This is a genomic window from Paenibacillus sp. EKM212P (assembly GCF_011066115.1).
Lineage (GTDB): Bacteria > Bacillota > Bacilli > Paenibacillales > Paenibacillaceae > Paenibacillus > Paenibacillus polymyxa_B.
The window spans coordinates 287072-302471 of sequence record NZ_JAAMNR010000004.1 but is presented as its reverse complement, the minus strand read 5'-3'; the positions used below and the strand labels follow the sequence as shown (position 1 = coordinate 302471).

At 46.5% G+C, this 15400-nt stretch carries 12 protein-coding genes; 10 read left to right on the top strand and 2 right to left on the bottom strand.

The features are described from left to right. Nucleotides 1-19: 19 nt before the first annotated feature. From G9G54_RS13950 to G9G54_RS13930, 5 genes are all read left to right on the top strand, one after another. Nucleotides 20-1684, top strand: a complete 1665-nt coding sequence (locus tag G9G54_RS13950) for a methyl-accepting chemotaxis protein (protein ID WP_165178522.1) — start codon at nucleotides 20-22, stop codon at nucleotides 1682-1684. Nucleotides 1685-1897: 213 nt separating this feature from the next. Further along, entirely contained in the window at nucleotides 1898-4339 is a 2442-nt protein-coding gene (locus G9G54_RS13945) for an AraC family transcriptional regulator (RefSeq protein WP_165178521.1), read from the top strand. A gap of 129 nt (nucleotides 4340-4468) precedes the next feature. Further along, the gene (locus G9G54_RS13940; protein ID WP_165178520.1) at nucleotides 4469-5476 is read left to right on the top strand and encodes a tripartite tricarboxylate transporter substrate binding protein; all 1008 of its coding nucleotides are present in this window, start codon (nucleotides 4469-4471) and stop codon (nucleotides 5474-5476) included. A 48-nt stretch (nucleotides 5477-5524) separates the two neighbouring features. Further along, on the top strand, nucleotides 5525-6526 hold the full coding sequence (gene kdgT, locus G9G54_RS13935) for a 2-keto-3-deoxygluconate transporter (RefSeq protein ID WP_165178519.1): 1002 nt from the start codon (nucleotides 5525-5527) through the stop codon (nucleotides 6524-6526). Nucleotides 6527-6690: 164 nt separating this feature from the next. Next, nucleotides 6691-7044: a hypothetical protein gene (locus G9G54_RS13930; RefSeq protein WP_160790763.1), complete on the top strand. Its 354-nt coding sequence runs from the start codon at nucleotides 6691-6693 to the stop codon at nucleotides 7042-7044. Nucleotides 7045-7126: 82 nt separating this feature from the next. On the opposite strand, the gene G9G54_RS13925 is transcribed toward G9G54_RS13930, so the two are convergent. After that, the gene (locus G9G54_RS13925; protein ID WP_061829711.1) at nucleotides 7127-7609 is read right to left on the bottom strand and encodes a DUF1641 domain-containing protein; all 483 of its coding nucleotides are present in this window, start codon (nucleotides 7607-7609) and stop codon (nucleotides 7127-7129) included. Nucleotides 7610-7621: 12 nt separating this feature from the next. Further along, nucleotides 7622-10564 (bottom strand): formate dehydrogenase subunit alpha, encoded by a 2943-nt coding sequence (gene fdhF / locus G9G54_RS13920; protein ID WP_165178518.1) that lies wholly within the window; start codon nucleotides 10562-10564, stop codon nucleotides 7622-7624. 640 nt (nucleotides 10565-11204) lie between these two features. Here fdhF and moaA point away from each other — a divergent pair. The 5 genes from moaA (at nucleotide 11205) to G9G54_RS13895 (ending at nucleotide 15383) form a co-directional block, all read left to right on the top strand. After that, nucleotides 11205-12218 (top strand): GTP 3',8-cyclase MoaA, encoded by a 1014-nt coding sequence (gene moaA, locus G9G54_RS13915; RefSeq protein WP_165178517.1) that lies wholly within the window; start codon nucleotides 11205-11207, stop codon nucleotides 12216-12218. Between the two features lie 40 nt (nucleotides 12219-12258). Beyond that, a complete protein-coding gene (gene fdhD / locus G9G54_RS13910; protein WP_165178516.1) occupies nucleotides 12259-13071 on the top strand; it encodes a formate dehydrogenase accessory sulfurtransferase FdhD in 813 nt (270 codons plus the stop codon). A 133-nt stretch (nucleotides 13072-13204) separates the two neighbouring features. Then, the gene (locus G9G54_RS13905; RefSeq protein WP_165178515.1) at nucleotides 13205-13453 is read left to right on the top strand and encodes a MoaD/ThiS family protein; all 249 of its coding nucleotides are present in this window, start codon (nucleotides 13205-13207) and stop codon (nucleotides 13451-13453) included. A 55-nt stretch (nucleotides 13454-13508) separates the two neighbouring features. Then, nucleotides 13509-14240: a molybdenum cofactor biosynthesis protein gene (locus G9G54_RS13900; RefSeq protein ID WP_165178514.1), complete on the top strand. Its 732-nt coding sequence runs from the start codon at nucleotides 13509-13511 to the stop codon at nucleotides 14238-14240. A gap of 63 nt (nucleotides 14241-14303) precedes the next feature. Beyond that, on the top strand, nucleotides 14304-15383 hold the full coding sequence (locus G9G54_RS13895; protein WP_185156298.1) for a thiazole biosynthesis adenylyltransferase ThiF: 1080 nt from the start codon (nucleotides 14304-14306) through the stop codon (nucleotides 15381-15383). The last annotated feature ends 17 nt before the right edge of the window (nucleotides 15384-15400 follow it).

The following is a 15400-nucleotide window of genomic DNA, read 5'->3' as shown; positions in this document are numbered from 1 at the left end:
AAACGGAGGATGAAAGCTGATGAAACTGCAAGGTAAACTGGTGCTGAACGCGATGATTTCCTTGATCGCTTGCCTGGCTTTAGTGGCTTATATCATTTTTGAATTAATTCGTATTAACTCGCAAAGTAGCAATCTGGTTCCGGCTATGTTGAATGTACAGCAGCTCAATGCTTATTTGATTCAGTCAGGGCAGGCACTGCAAAATTATTCAGCTTCCATGACGGAGAGCAACAAAGCCGATGTGCAAAATCAACTGACTCAGTCTGAAAAGACGATTACTTTGCTTTCACAGGGCATGATGCAGACCGAAGAACAGCAAAAACGACTGAATACGATTAAAACAAAATTCAGCCAATTGAAAGTAGCAACGGAGAAAGCAATGAGTACCCAAAACAGCCCAGAGTCCAAGCGAGAGGCCATGCGTGCCCAAGGGATTCAGAACGATGTATTTATGCTGGATCTACTGACCAAGGCGCGTTATGACCAATACACAGAAGATTTGACCAAGAGCATTCGTTTTACTTGGCAATTGGCCTTGGCAGGTGCAGTTATACTTCTGGTGGCGGTTGGGCTATATAATACATATACCTCCAGGCAGCTTGCTCTTAGAACACGCAAGTTAACGGATGCCGCGAAGCAAATTGCCGAGGGGAATTTGACGGTACAGCTTGCCCAAACCAAGGGACGCGATGAGCTGGACGAGCTCAATGAATCGTTCCGAGTCATGATCGGGAACTTGCGCAACATTGTGCTCTCCATTGATCAGGCGGGTAATCGTGTCGATCTGATGGCTCGGGATATTGATCAGCATAATGAGGCCATGAAGGAAATTGTGACACAAGTCAGCACGTCAACAGAGGAACTGGCGATAGGCAGTCAGAAAATTGCTGAGGATCTGTCGTCGACAGTTGGTGTTGTGGACGAGATGCAGCAAAAGTTTGAATCTAATCTGCTGGAGACCACTCAATCGACTGCGTATAGTGAGGATGCTTTGCGTGTCATTGAGCAGGGTACGCGGGTCATGAGCGATCAACTGCGTATTGTTGCAGAAAATCGTTCAGCCATGTCCGAAGTGGAGCAGACGGTCAAGGAGCTGGAGGCTAATGCAGCCGAGATTACAACCATGACTGGATACGTCTCCGAAATTGCCAGCCAAACATCGCTGTTGTCCTTGAATGCTTCTATTGAAGCTGCACGTGCAGGTGAAGCAGGAAAAGGTTTTGCTGTTGTTGCCAATGAAGTGAAAAAGCTGGCGAATCAATCAGAGTCTGCTGTAAAGAAAATTTATACCGCTGTTGACAGTATCACGCAGGCTATGGATAAGGTGAAGACTTCTGTGGCGCAAAGTCAGGAGCTGTTCCGTGAGCAGGAGAAGGCAACCTCCTCGACCGGAGCATCGTTTACAGAGATTAGTGGCAAAGTGCAGCAAATTGCCGGCCAAGTCAGCAAGCTATCAACGGATATGAATGTATCGCGTGAACTGAGCGTACAGGTGCAGCAAGCTATCGAAAATATCAGCGCAATCACTCAGCAATCCGCCGCAGGCAGTGAAGAGATTACGGCTTCCACGGTAGAGCAGAAGCGTTCATTTGAGGAATCGGCTGAGAAGGTAAAAGAGCTTCGTCAGATTCGCGAGGAGATGCAGCGGGAGCTCGATCGTTTTCAGGTGGAAAAGACAAGCTAAAACCTGTGGAGCGAGTATCTGTTTTTGCTGAATAATGAATATAAGCAGTGCCAAAGAAGAAGTTCTAACTTGTACAGTACAGGGAGGCTTCTTCTTTTTTTATTTTAATGATGTGACTTGTATTAAGTTTGATATACATAGGCAGGGAATTCCGACTCTTACGTCAAATAGATTTAGGGAGAATATGTCACCACGTATATTGGCAAGAGGAAGATGGACAACGAAGTCCGGAAGGATGAAGTTACGGGAATGTTGCGACTTAAGCTTCGATTGATACTGAAAAATAAACAGACAAGACTGATTCTACTGCTCACTCTGTGCGTGTCGCTTGTGATTAGCGTGATCGGCTTACTATCGTATTCAGGATACCGTGAAGGTTTGGATACCGAGCTGAACACACCCAATATAGAATTATTGCAAATCAATCTGGATGTGACCAATCGGGCTTTTCGTGAGTCTGATAACAAGGCGCTGGACGCAGCATATCATCCGGACGTAGAGGCTTTTGTGCGTGTCCAAAGAGATGGGAAATCGCTGCCAGACAACGCCTCCGTCATAGATCGGCTTCAGAAATACTTGAAAACCCTTTCTTCACACGAAGAAATTTATTCGGTTGAAGTTATTTCTTTGGACAATCATGCTCTGGTATCCAGCAATTATGGTTACATGGCTGATTGGAAGCAGGCACCGGATACTACATGGGTTCCCTGGATTCAGGACATTCAAAAAAAGCCGTTGTTAATTAAGCGGAGATGGTACGGCACCGATCGTGAGCAGGGGACGGTAGAGCTGCTCTCGCTGGCCAGGCCTATAGTAGAGAATGGTCAGGTCATGGGTGCGGTGCTAATCAATCTGGATTACGACCGTTTTTTCTCCAAGCTATATATTCATTTATCCAACTCGCAATACGTGTACGATCTGGAGGGCGAGTTGATCTATCCCAAGCTGAGATCGTCCTTACCCTTAAATGATATGGGCAGGGTTTTGAAAGAGCTGGATGTGAGTCCCTATGCTTATGTGGAGATAGGGGACATGGAATATATGGCCAACCAAACCTTTTCAGATGTAACAGGCTGGCGTCTAGTATCGCTCGTTCCGATGGACAAGCTGCTGAAAAATGTAAAGCTGGCGCGCAATATGATGCTATGGCTGGCCTTTATCTCCATACTGGCTGGGTGCTCAGCAGTTTACTATTATAATTATGCAGCTTTTCGCCCTATGAAAAAAATTAATAGCCTGTTGAATTCGGGCAATAAGGGAACGCGCCAAGGAGGATTGTATGACCTGGAACCTGTGATTAGTAAACTGGTTGGAGAGTTTCATCGCAAATCATTGGTGGTAGAGCGAAGTCTGCCGGAGCTGCGTTCCAAATATATGGAAGATGTCATCCAGCGTAGAATGGGCATACAGGAAATGCGTATGAAATGGGAACAGTATTTTTCCGATTGGGACGGTAATTCTTTGTTTGTCATGATCGTGTCCATCGACCGGTATTCTAGGTGGGCCGCAAGCTTTCCAGAAGAGGATAAAATGCTGCTCAAGTATGCGCTGAACAACATTTTGCTAGAGTTGCTCGAACCTCACTGGAAAGCAGTATGCTCGCCGGAGGAGGAAAGTGGTTTTATTGTGCTGTTACAGTTCAGTGAGAATTCGAATGAAGTTGGTACAGTGACTCACCTCCAAGAGAGCATTTTGCTTCAGAAAAGCGTGGATAGGCTGATTCAGGTTGTCGGTGAGTATCTTCCTTTGACTATTTCTATAGGGATTGGTCATATGGTCACGGATATTCAAGAGGCACGGGCGTCTTTTATAAAAGGAAAAGAGGCCCTTAATTTGCGTTTGTATGAGGGGTATGGACGTTCATATACGAATATAGACAGCAGAATAAGTGTGAAAAAGGATAGCACAGTGGATGAACAGTCAAAGGAGCAGATTCAGGATTCAACATTGTTGAACAATCGGCGTGTGGAAATAATTCGTGCCCTGGAGGCACAGGAACCTGGTGCAAGTGTAAAGCTAATCAGCTACTGGGTAGAAGAACTTCGATTCCACAGAACATCTCCAGCCCAGGTCTACTTGTTTGTTCATGAATTGCTGGAAGATTTGCTAAAATGGTGTGGCACTCAGAGTGTGACGCCGCCGGATCAGCTTGCTGATTACCACTGGAATCAGATTCTGACGCTAGACCTTCAAGACATTGAGGCATTGCTGGTCATGATGTTGACTGATATTGAAGAAAAATGGAACGGACGTATCCAGTCCAAAGATTTTGTGCGTGTACAAGAGATGATTGAATATATGGAACATCATTTGCATTTGAACATCGGGCTTCAGGAAATTGCGGATCATGTTCACATGAGCGTGTCCTCGGTGAGCAGCATGTTCAAGGAAGAAACAGGGACCACCGTTTATGATTATTTGACTGGATTACGCGTAAAAAAGGCATGCACATTACTATGTGAAACCCATTTGAAAATCGGTGAAATTGCAGAACAGGTCGGATACCGAAATGAGAACAGCTTTATTCGGGTATTCCGCAAGCACAAACAAGTGACCCCAGGGAAATTCAGACAAATCAGCAAATCTTCCAATGAATATGCAGATCGGTCAAAAGGTCGATACTTTGGCGAAATAGAAGACAAATACGAAGATTAAGCGATAGCTGTAGCCCTCCACGTTGCGGTACATTGACTTCATGTAAACGCAAACAACAAGACCGAAAACGTTGGAGGTGAAAACGGGCGCATGACGGGCCCAGTTCATTTTTGGAGAAGAGGAAGCGTAATGAAGAAAAAGCCATGGCAAAAATATGTGCTGGTTGCGGCGGGAGTAGCTATGCTTTCTGCCTTGAGTATCAGTGAATATGTGGATCACCATGCCCTGCAGGATCACAGCCGTATATTTCCTACGAAGCCAATAACACTCGTCGTTCCTTATGCGGCGGGGGGCGGTACGGATATTACCGCGAGAGCGTTGGCAAAAGCCGCCGAAAAGCATCTCGGTCAGCCGATCATCGTCGTTAATCGTACGGGAGGAGGCGGTTCTGTCGGGCTGATGGAAGGGGCTGAGGCGCAGGCGGACGGTTATACCGTAACGTATCTGGTCGCTGAGCTGACTACGTTGCCTCATTTGGGACTGCTACCGCTCACCTATGAGCGATTTAAGCCGCTGCTTCAAACCAATATGGACCCTTCCGCCATTACGGTCCGGGCAGATGCACCATGGAAGACAGCGGAGGCATTTCTGGAGGATGCTGGGGCACATCCCGGCAAGCTCAAAATGGGGAATGCAGGCACCGGGAGCATATGGCACCTTGCTGCCGCGATGCTGGAGCAGAAAAGCGGAGTTCGCTTTACCCATATCCCTTATGAGGGAGCAGGCCCAGCCGTCTCCGCTTTAATGAGCGGATTTGTGGATGCTGTACCCGTCAGTCCCGCAGAAGTGAAGAAATACGTGGACGAAGGGAAACTTCGCATACTGGCGATCCAGGCAGACACTATTTCGGAAGCGTTTCCAAAAGTGCCGACACTACAGCAAGCCACTGGGCTGCGTGTACATTTTATTGGCACTTGGAGAGGGCTGGCTGTACCCAAGGATACACCGGATGAAGTTGCTCAAACGCTGACGGATGCACTGATCAAGGGGACGAAAGACGAGGAATTCAGGGAGGAAATGCGTAAGCATGGGTTGGGATTGCGTGTCCAGGATGCAGAGGCATTCGCGCAGCAACTGAAGGAGAGTCATGATACCTTCGCAAGACTGATTCCCGAGCTCGGCTTGAGCCGCAAGTAATACGGCCTTGTTTTTGCATTGGCAAAAACGAAAGGGTTGAACGAAGTAATGAAAATCAAACAAAACATTGATAAAATTCCAGGGGGCATTATGCTGGTGCCGCTGTTTATTGGCGCACTTTTTCATACATTTACTCCATGGGCAGGCGACTATTTTGGATCTTTTACCAAGGGGCTGATGACAGGTACGGTACCCATTTTAGCAGTGTGGTTTTTTTGTATGGGTGCTTCTATAGATGTGCGAGCGACGGGTACTGTATTGCGTAAATCAGGAACGCTCGTATTGACTAAAATCGCGGTCGCGTGGGTAGTGGCGATCATTGCATCCAGATTGCTGCCTGTTGGTGGTATAGAAAGTGGGCTATTTGCAGGTTTGTCGGTGCTGGCGCTGATCTCGGCTATGGATATGACGAACGGCGGGTTATACGCCTCCATTATGCAGCAGTATGGCTCCAAGGAAGAGGCAGGAGCATTTGTACTGATGTCACTGGAATCGGGTCCGTTGGTGACCATGATTATTTTGGGTAGCACCGGGCTGGCCGTTTTTGAACCGCAGACATTTGTGGGGGCGGTATTACCATTTTTGGTCGGATTTATGTTGGGCAATCTGGATCATGACTTCCGAAAATATTTTGGGAACGCAACGCAAGCTTTGATTCCATTTTTCGGTTTTGCACTTGGTTGTTCCATTGACCTGAGTGTCATTGTCCAGACAGGTATGCTTGGTATTTTATTAGGTATTTTTGTCATTATCGTTACAGGTATTCCACTGATTTTGGCGGACAAATATATCGGTGGTGGCAACGGTACAGCAGGAATTGCAGCCTCTAGTACAGCAGGAGCAGCAGTAGCGAACCCAGTCATTGTCGCCAACATCAAGCCTGAGTTCCTGCCTGTTGCGCAATCTGCAACGGCATTAGTTGCCGCTTCGGTCATTGTGACCTCGATTTTGGTACCTATTCTAACGGCATACTGGGCCAATTATATGAAACGTAAGGGGAAATCCCAAGGAGCAGGGCCTGTAAATCCAGGGACGAATGTACCTAAATGAGGATTTTGCAAAATCCTGAAATAAAGTTTGGATGATGATGCTCTCAACTTATGGATCTTTCCATTACCCGGGAAATGCTTTTGCAGTTATGCCTTCAATCCTAACATCACAAAACTTGTCCTAAAACGCTTCCGCAAACATACATATGTAAGCAGAGGAGCGTGATGGAATTGGAAAACAAGGTGCGTCGCTATTATCAGTTAAAGCAAAAGCAAAAAGAAATTGAAGGTGAACTGACTGATTTGCGTAATGACATTACCGCTCATTGTGCACAGCAGGAAGTATCAGATTGGGAAATTGGCAACTACCGAGTCAAGATTATACAGCAGCACCGCAAGGAATACGATCATACAAAGCTATATGATTCACTGCCTGATCCGCAGCTATGGCGCTTGTTTTCCAAGCCGGATACGTCGAAGATTGCCAGTTTGCTTAAGCTCAAGGTCATCGCAGAGGAGCAAATAAAAGATGCCGTTTCTCTTAAAACGGTGACGCTATTGCAGGTGGATAAAAAATAAATAAAAAGAGCTGCCCCCGTTTTCGGAGCCAGCTCTTTTTATTGTCTGTTGTTACTAGTCTTCCATCTTCACGCTCTATGAGCTATTTATCAGACAAACTTTTTCCCACTCCTTTGAGAAAATGAATGCCAAATCCCATTGCCCGGTTTACATCTGGATCATTCATCGCCTTCATAAGATCGCGCAGACGAGTCTTTTTATTCTGCTTTAGATGTTTATCGGCTTCGTTCAGGCCATTAGTAACACTGTTTGCCAGCTTTTTCATCAGCTCGGGGTCTACCTCAGACAGCATCCCTGCTGCTCCCATGAGATTATTGATGATGTTCGTCACAGGCTTACGCGTCGCTTGTCCTACAGCGATTTTGGCGATGCTTTCTTTAGCCTTTAGCATAGACTGAGCTGCTTCGAGAAGACCACTATCGTGCAGCTCACGTACGATTTCAAGTGTCTTCTGCAATGCCGCCCCATTGTCCGCAAGATCAGCAGTAAGCTGATCCAGCGATTGTTTTTGCCGTTCTTCTTCTGTCAAAATGCGTTTTCTCACAATTGAAATAGGCTTAGCCACGGCTTGACCTCCTTATTTTTGATCCACTAAATCGACGTAACCGGGACGATTCCACTTACGGTCCACTTCAACCCCATTTTGCGGATGACGCTTTTTGTAACGCGGATTGATACGTGGTAGTGGATTTTGACCGTCTACCTCCAAAATTTGCATCCGTACTTTGGCTTGTTTATAGGCCGGTGTTCGGGTGACCACATCGAACGCTCCACCAGTTAACAGATTGACCGCACCATCATGGCTGGTAGAGTGCATCGGCACATAAATTTCAGTTCCCTGCACCCGGTCTGTAACCAGAACGCGTAGCTTGACCGCACCATAAGGGGATTCCAATCGAACCAGCGATCCATTAGTGATTCCGCGCTCCTCAGCCAATTCAGGTGACACTTCCACAAATACTTTTGGAAGTTTGAGCTGAATACCCGCTGATTTGGTCGTCATATTTCCTTCATGAAACTGTTCGAGCAGTCGACCATTATTTAAGGTCAAATCGAATTCAACGGGGTACTCTTTCGGTGGTACATATTCGAAAAGTCCCAATCGCGCTTTTTTATCCGGAAAGTTAAAGCCGTTGCTGTGCAGCAGCGGTGTATTGCTACCATCCGGCGATCCCCAGTGGAAGCTGTTCCAGCCTTCCAATACGTCATAATTACATTGGGAGAAAAATGGAGTGAGCGACGCCATTTCCTCGAAAATTTCACTTGGATGGCTGTAATCCCAATCAAATCCCATGTGCTTGGCAAATTGGCTGAAAATCCACCAATCCGGTTTACTGTCTCCCATAGGGCGGAGTGCTTCATATAAACGCTGGACACGACGTTCGGTGTTCGTAAAGGTTCCGTCTTTTTCGAGTGAAGGTACGGCTGGCAAAATGACATCGGCGAATTCAGCTGTTTTGCTCAAAAATACATCCTGAACGACAAGGAAATCCAAATTCGCCAGCATTTCTTGGGTATGGTTGGAGTCGGCATCCACCCATGCCATCTCTTCTCCAGCGATATACATCGCTTTGAGCTTACCTGTTTCAATAGCTTCCAGCATCTGAATGTTGTCTAGTCCGCGTTGACCTGGAATTTGTACGCCGTAGGCCGCTTCGAACTTGGCACGAACGACATCGTTCGTCACGGGCTGATAGCCCGGGAAAATATCCGGCATTGTACCCATATCGGCAGCACCCTGAACATTGTTATGTCCGCGAAGCGGATATGCGCCTGCACCCGGACGCATAAAGTTTCCAGTCACCAGCAGTAGGTTGGCAATTGCAATCGAAGTGTAAGAGCCTGCGATGTTTTGCGTCACACCCATGCCCCAGCAAATGGCAGTGCCGTCGGCTTCGTGAATCATAGTCGCTACCTGAATCAGTGTCTCTTTGGAGATACCAGTTTCCTGTTCGGCAAATTCCAGGGTGAAACGATCTAGCAACTTCAAATATTCAGGATAGAAGTTTACATGCTCTTCAATGAATTTTGCATCATGCCAGTTTTGCTCAATGATGTATTTGGCTACAGCGGATAACCATACATAATCCGTACCTTGCTTCGGACGAATGAACAGATCTGCGCGTTCTGCCATTTCATGCTTGCGCAGGTCGACCGAGATCAACTTTTGACCGTGTAGCTTATGCGCACGTTTGATACGAGTAGCCAGCACGGGATGTCCTTCTCCCGGCGCGCAACCGACCAGCATGACCAAACCTGCTTTGGCAATGTCTTTAATCGTACCGCTGTCCCCACCGATGCCTCCGGTGTATTGCAGCCCCCATGACGCAGGAGATTGGCAATACCGTGAGCAATTATCGACGTTATTCGTTTGGAAGACCTGACGAGCCAACTTTTGCATCAAATAGTTTTCTTCATTGGTAAATTTGGACGAAGAAATAAAGCCGAGTGCCTCACCGCCGTAAGTTTCTTGAATAGCTCCCATTTTGCTGGCCATCAGGCTCAAGGCTTCTTCCCAGGTAGCTTCCACAAATTCGTCACCTTGACGAATTAAAGGGGAGGTCAAACGCTGATCGCTGTTCACAAAATCCCAGCCAAATTTCCCTTTTACGCATGTCGAGATACCGTTAACAGGTCCCTCAGAGGTAGGTTGTACCTTCAAAATTTTGCGGCCTTTGGTCCAAACCTCAAAGCTGCAACCTACACCGCAAAACGTACAGACGGTTTTCGTTTTTTTCGTACGGGTTTCACGCATTGCTGCTTCGACTTCGGAAATAGCAAAAATCCCACTATAGCCCGGCTCCACTTCCTTTATTAAATCCACCATCGGATTTAATAAATCCTTTTTCATGCCACTCATGAAGCCTGCTTCTCCCAGCATGGATTTCTCCATCAAGGCATTGCATGGGCAGACGGTTACACACTGACCGCAGCTGACGCAGGAGGAATCGTTAATCGCAACCCTGTCATCCCATATGACGCGAGGGCGTTCAGCTTCCCAGTCGAGGGACAGCGTTTCATTGACCTGAAGGTTTTGGCATACCTCTACGCATTGGCCGCATGCAATACATTGATTGGGGTCATATCGATAGAAGGGATGAGACATATCTACTTCTGTCGGGTCAACTTTCGGTTGATACGGATATTTTTGATGTTCAATCTCCATAAGCTCTGCTGTATTATGCAAAGTACAATTACCGTTGTTGTTATCGCACACTGTGCAGTAGAGGAGATGATTTTCTAGCAATCGGTCCATAGCCTCGGTTTGAGCTGCTTTCGCGCGATCCGAGTGTAAATGAATATTCATTCCATCCGAAGCCAGTGTTGAGCAGGAACGCATAAGTTTTCCGTCCACTTCCACGATACAAGTGTCACAGGTGCGGATCGGATCGACTTCGGGAACGTAACACAGCTGGGGATGGGCGATGTTGTTTTCGTTAATCACTTCAAGAATCGTTGCGCTGTTCTTCGTTTTCAGTTCCTGTCCGTTTAATGTAATTTTGATCGTACTATCAGTCACGGTTCAGGCTCCTTTCAGATTTTAAATTTAAAAATTAGGAATAAAAAAACTCCACCATAAACACAAGTGCTGAAACACGAGCACTTGTGTTTATGGTGGAGTAGTGACCAAGCTCTAGGTCCTGGAGGCCAATCCGCCATTTGAATATGTATTAATAACAAACAGTACGCACCGTCTGTATATCAATAACTTCTGAATAACTTAGATATGTCATTTTCTGCATGTCATCTCGTGTAACTATAACGTAAAATTTAAGATAGTTCAACGGTACATTATTAATTTTTTAATTGATAATGATTATCGTTTGAGAAATCGAAAAATCATTGACAAACGTTCCAGGATTGCTAACAATAGGAATGTAATCTATTTCAGAGCAATCGTAAATGGAGTGTGCGTGGGAACCGCGTATATTTTATTTGTCGCAGCGCTTGTTAGTTTGATTTTTCTATATCACATGAAGTGGGATTCGTAAAATCCTGATGTAGATAAATTAACCGGCATTTAGCAGATTCTTCGATATTCATAAGCGAAGAAGTTGTTGTGATGCCGGTTTTTTGGTTCAGTATAAAATGAATGGAAATACCGTTCCAATTTAGAGTGTAAAGAGTTTTATTAATGAAGACGGATTGAGGTGAACAGGATGGCGAACCGGAGCGACGATCAATGGAATCGTCCGTTACGGGACTTAAGAATATCCGTCATAGACCGATGTAATTTTCGGTGCCGATATTGTATGCCGGAAGAAATATTTGGCCATGACTATCCGTTTTTGCCAAAAGAAAAAATATTGACCTTTGAGGAAATTACGCGCCTTTCCCGTATTTTTGTCTCGCTGGGCGTTACGAAGTTGCGTATTACTGGTGGTGAGCCGTTGCTGAGGAAAAATTTGTCCTTGCTTATTCATTCGTTAACTCAACTCGATGGCGTTGAAGATATTGCAATGACGACAAACGGCGTATTTTTGCCTAAATATGCTGTAGCACTGCGAGAGGCGGGACTGAAGAGAGTGACGGTTAGTCTGGATTCGCTCGATGACGATCGGTTCCGTCAAATGAACGGGGGCAGAAGCAGTGTAAAGGCGGTGCTGGATGGTATTGAGGCTGCGGCTCAAGCAGGGATGCAAGTGAAAATAAATATGGTCGTGCAAAAGGGTTTTAACGATCAGGATATTGTTCCCATGGCTGACTATTTTCAAAAGAAAAAGCATATTTTACGTTTTGTTGAGTTTATGGATGTAGGCAACACCAATGGCTGGAAATTGGATCAGGTCGTTTCCAAGCAGCAGATCATCGAAGCCATTCATGAGCATATGCCGTTAGAGCCTGTTCCACCCCAGTACAAAGGTGAGGTGGCGACGCGCTACAGGTATCAGGACAGAGAAGGGGAAATCGGCATTATTTCGTCTGTTACGGACGCCTTCTGCTCCACATGTACACGAGCGAGAATTTCTGCTGAAGGCTCCTTGTACACGTGCCTGTTTGCCTCTCAAGGGTACAAGCTTCGCGCGATGCTGCGTTCCGAACAGTCCGATGACGAGATTAAAGCTTACATTGAGCGTGTTTGGAGAGAACGTACCGACCGCTATTCAGAGGAACGACTGAATCATACACAGCAAGCAACGTCTAAAATTGAAATGTCACACATCGGCGGGTGAGCCGAAGAGCCCGCCTGTCAGAAACAAGGGAGTGGAGCACATGGAAAAGCCAGCTGAGGTAAAACGTGAGATTCTACGTTATCGTGACGGTCAGATCAAGCGTTTTGAAGACACTGTGGTGACGGAGCATCCGGTGACCATCAAAATCAATCAGCAGGAATTTGCTACCATGGTTTGTACACCAGAGTATGTGGAGGATATGGCAGTAGGTTTTTTGGCCTCTGAAGGCGTCATTCAACGGTACGATGATATTGAAGATATTTGGGTTCAGGAAAAAGAAGGTTTTGTTCATATTAAAACCCGTCGAATGAATGAGTTTTATCAAAACTTTCATTCCAAACGGTACATTACCTCCTGCTGCGGAAAAAGCAGACAGGGCTTTTATTTTATGAATGATGCCAAAGTGGCAAAAAGAATGAATGACACCCATGTTACGCTGTCTTTTGACGATTGTTTCCGCTTGATGAATTTAATGCAAAGCTCGGCACTTACGTTCCAAGAGACCGGTGGTGTTCATAATGCAGCGTTGTGCGATAAAGACGGGATGATCCTGTCCAGAATAGATATCGGCCGACACAATGCGCTGGATAAAATCTATGGGCATTGCCTAAAACATGATATTGTATTACAAGACAAAATCATAGTATTCAGCGGACGCATTTCGTCTGAAATTTTGTTGAAGGTTGCGAAGATTGGCTGTGAAGTTGTGTTGTCCAAGTCAGCTCCCACAGAGCTTGCACTTGAGTTGGCTGAGGATCTGGGAATTACAACCGTCGGCTTTATACGCAGTCATTCTCTGAATGTATATACGCATACCGAGCGGATTGATGAACTGGTTGAATCTAAAATATAATATACAAATCCTCATTGTACACCGTCATAGTTAACCAGCATGGAATAAAACCTTTCGGGGTATTCATTCATGTTGGTTTTTCTTGGTACATATGTGGTGGACAGTCACTGTACTGAAAAGGAGGGGATGTTAAATGAACTATCATATTCAAGTATTTGCCGGACTTGCGGAACAGATGGGAGGGCCTACAATCACGGTGCCTACTGATCAAGAAACGATGAGCGTTGCCGCGTTAAAAGACTTGCTATCCGAGTGTTTCCCTGAAGCAGCAGCCCAGTTGCAGGGTTCTTTTGTTGCCAGAAATCAAGCCTACGCCGCTCCTGAGGACCTCGTAAGTATCCATGATGAGATTGCGATTATTCCTCCGGTTTCAGGAGGGTAAATTCTATTAATAGAATAAATGAATTTGATAGAATAGGTGCAAGGGGGCAGATCATATGCAATACCGTATTCAGCTATTCGCAGGTATGGCGGAGCAACTTGGTGATGTGATCACGGTAGAACTTTCACAGGAAGCGGTGACCATTGCAGACATTCGAAAAAGGCTGAATGAGCTGTACCCGGAAGTGACTTTACAACTGCCAGGTTCTTTTTTTACCCATCATAAAAAGTTGGCTTCTCCAGATGAACTTGTGCTTCCGTCAGATGCAATTGCTCTTCATCAGTCAGCACCCGGGATGGAGACGGTCGTTTCAAAATGTGGCTTATTTGCCATTACGTACGACCCGATTGATGCCGATGAAGTAACCTCAAAGGTGCTCGACCCTTCTCATGGCGCCTCGCTGACCTTCAATGGTACGACTCGGGAATTTACGCAAGGTCAGCGAACGGTGCTGCTTGAATATGAGGCGTATGTCCCGATGGCCATGAACACGATGAAGCAGATTGGTGACGAAATTGCAGAGCGTTGGCCTTCTACACGTACTGCGATTACACATCGGCTTGGTACGGTAAGAATTGGAGAGACGAGTGTGGTGATTGCTGTCTCTGCTGCACACCGCGATACTTGCTACGAAGCCAGCCGCCATGCCATTGAACGGTTAAAGCAAATCGTACCGATTTGGAAAAAGGAAGTGTGGGAGGACGGCTCAGAATGGAAGGGGCATCAGCTGGGTGGCTGGAACCCTCAAAATACTCCAAAGCTTTCGCATAAGGGCGAGGACATTTGAACTTTTAGCTTGTCTGATCAACTTGTAGCTATCAATGGATAAGTATGGAGGCGTAAATCAACGATGTCAGAAATGGACAAAAATCAGAAAATAGAAGTTGATGCACAAGCAAATGCGCATACGTCTCATGCCCGTTATTCTAGACAGGAATTATTCTCGAAAATTGGACCGACAGGCCAGCAAAATATCCGTAGTAAGCATGTGCTGATGGTGGGGGCTGGCGCACTGGGCACTGCCAATGCTGACATGCTGGTGCGAGCGGGCATCGGACGGCTGACGTTGGTAGACCGTGATTATGTAGATTGGAGCAATTTGCAGCGCCAACAGCTCTATGACGAAGCGGATGCCCGTGGTCAGATCCCCAAGGCAGTGGCCGCGCAGAAGCGATTGCAGCAAATCAATTCGGACGTGGACATTCGTGCGCTAGTCCGGGACGTCTCGCTGGAGGAAATCGACGATATCGCAGCAGGGGTGGATCTTATCGTAGATGCCACCGATAATTTCGATACACGTCTGCTTATGAACGATTATGCGGTCAAGCACCGAATTCCCTGGATTTATGGAGCGTGTGTAGGCAGCTACGGGACAACCTTTACCATCGTGCCAGGACAGACACCGTGCTTGCATTGCCTACTCGGGACCGTACCGCTTGGCGGTGCAACCTGTGATACGGTCGGTGTGATTAGCCCGGCTGTACAGATGGTGGCCGCTTATCAAAGCGCCGAAGCATTGAAGCTGCTCACCGGGGACGATTCGGCTTTGCAAAATAAGCTGATTTCTTTCGACTTGTGGAACAATCAGCATCAGGCGATTCAAATCAGCGCCATGAAGAAAGCCGATTGCCCAACGTGTGGTGAGCACCCAGTGTATCCTTTTTTACAATCGGAGCATCAGGCTAAAACGGCTGTCTTGTGCGGACGAGATACGGTTCAAATCCGCCCTGCCCCGGGTACTGTACGTGATCTGAATGAAGCGGCACGTTTGTTATCCCGTCAGGGGGGCAAGGTGGAGCATAATCCATACCTGGTATCCGTTGTTATCGGAACGCATCGAATTGTTCTTTTTCAGGATGGACGCGTCTTAATTCATGGCACGAAGGACATCGCCGAGGCGAGATCGATTTATCACAAATATTTGGGTTGACCCAATAGATTCGACCG

Coding starts and splice junctions, on each gene's coding strand:
- moaA (WP_165178517.1), top strand. CDS start 11,205: ATGGCGAACCGGAGCGACGATCAATGGAATCGTCCGTTACGGGACTTA.
- G9G54_RS13895 (WP_185156298.1), top strand. CDS start 14,304: ATGTCAGAAATGGACAAAAATCAGAAAATAGAAGTTGATGCACAAGCA.
- G9G54_RS13950 (WP_165178522.1), top strand. CDS start 20: ATGAAACTGCAAGGTAAACTGGTGCTGAACGCGATGATTTCCTTGATC.
- G9G54_RS13945 (WP_165178521.1), top strand. CDS start 1,898: ATGGACAACGAAGTCCGGAAGGATGAAGTTACGGGAATGTTGCGACTT.
- fdhD (WP_165178516.1), top strand. CDS start 12,259: ATGGAAAAGCCAGCTGAGGTAAAACGTGAGATTCTACGTTATCGTGAC.
- G9G54_RS13905 (WP_165178515.1), top strand. CDS start 13,205: ATGAACTATCATATTCAAGTATTTGCCGGACTTGCGGAACAGATGGGA.
- G9G54_RS13940 (WP_165178520.1), top strand. CDS start 4,469: ATGAAGAAAAAGCCATGGCAAAAATATGTGCTGGTTGCGGCGGGAGTA.
- G9G54_RS13900 (WP_165178514.1), top strand. CDS start 13,509: ATGCAATACCGTATTCAGCTATTCGCAGGTATGGCGGAGCAACTTGGT.
- G9G54_RS13930 (WP_160790763.1), top strand. CDS start 6,691: ATGGAATTGGAAAACAAGGTGCGTCGCTATTATCAGTTAAAGCAAAAG.
- kdgT (WP_165178519.1), top strand. CDS start 5,525: ATGAAAATCAAACAAAACATTGATAAAATTCCAGGGGGCATTATGCTG.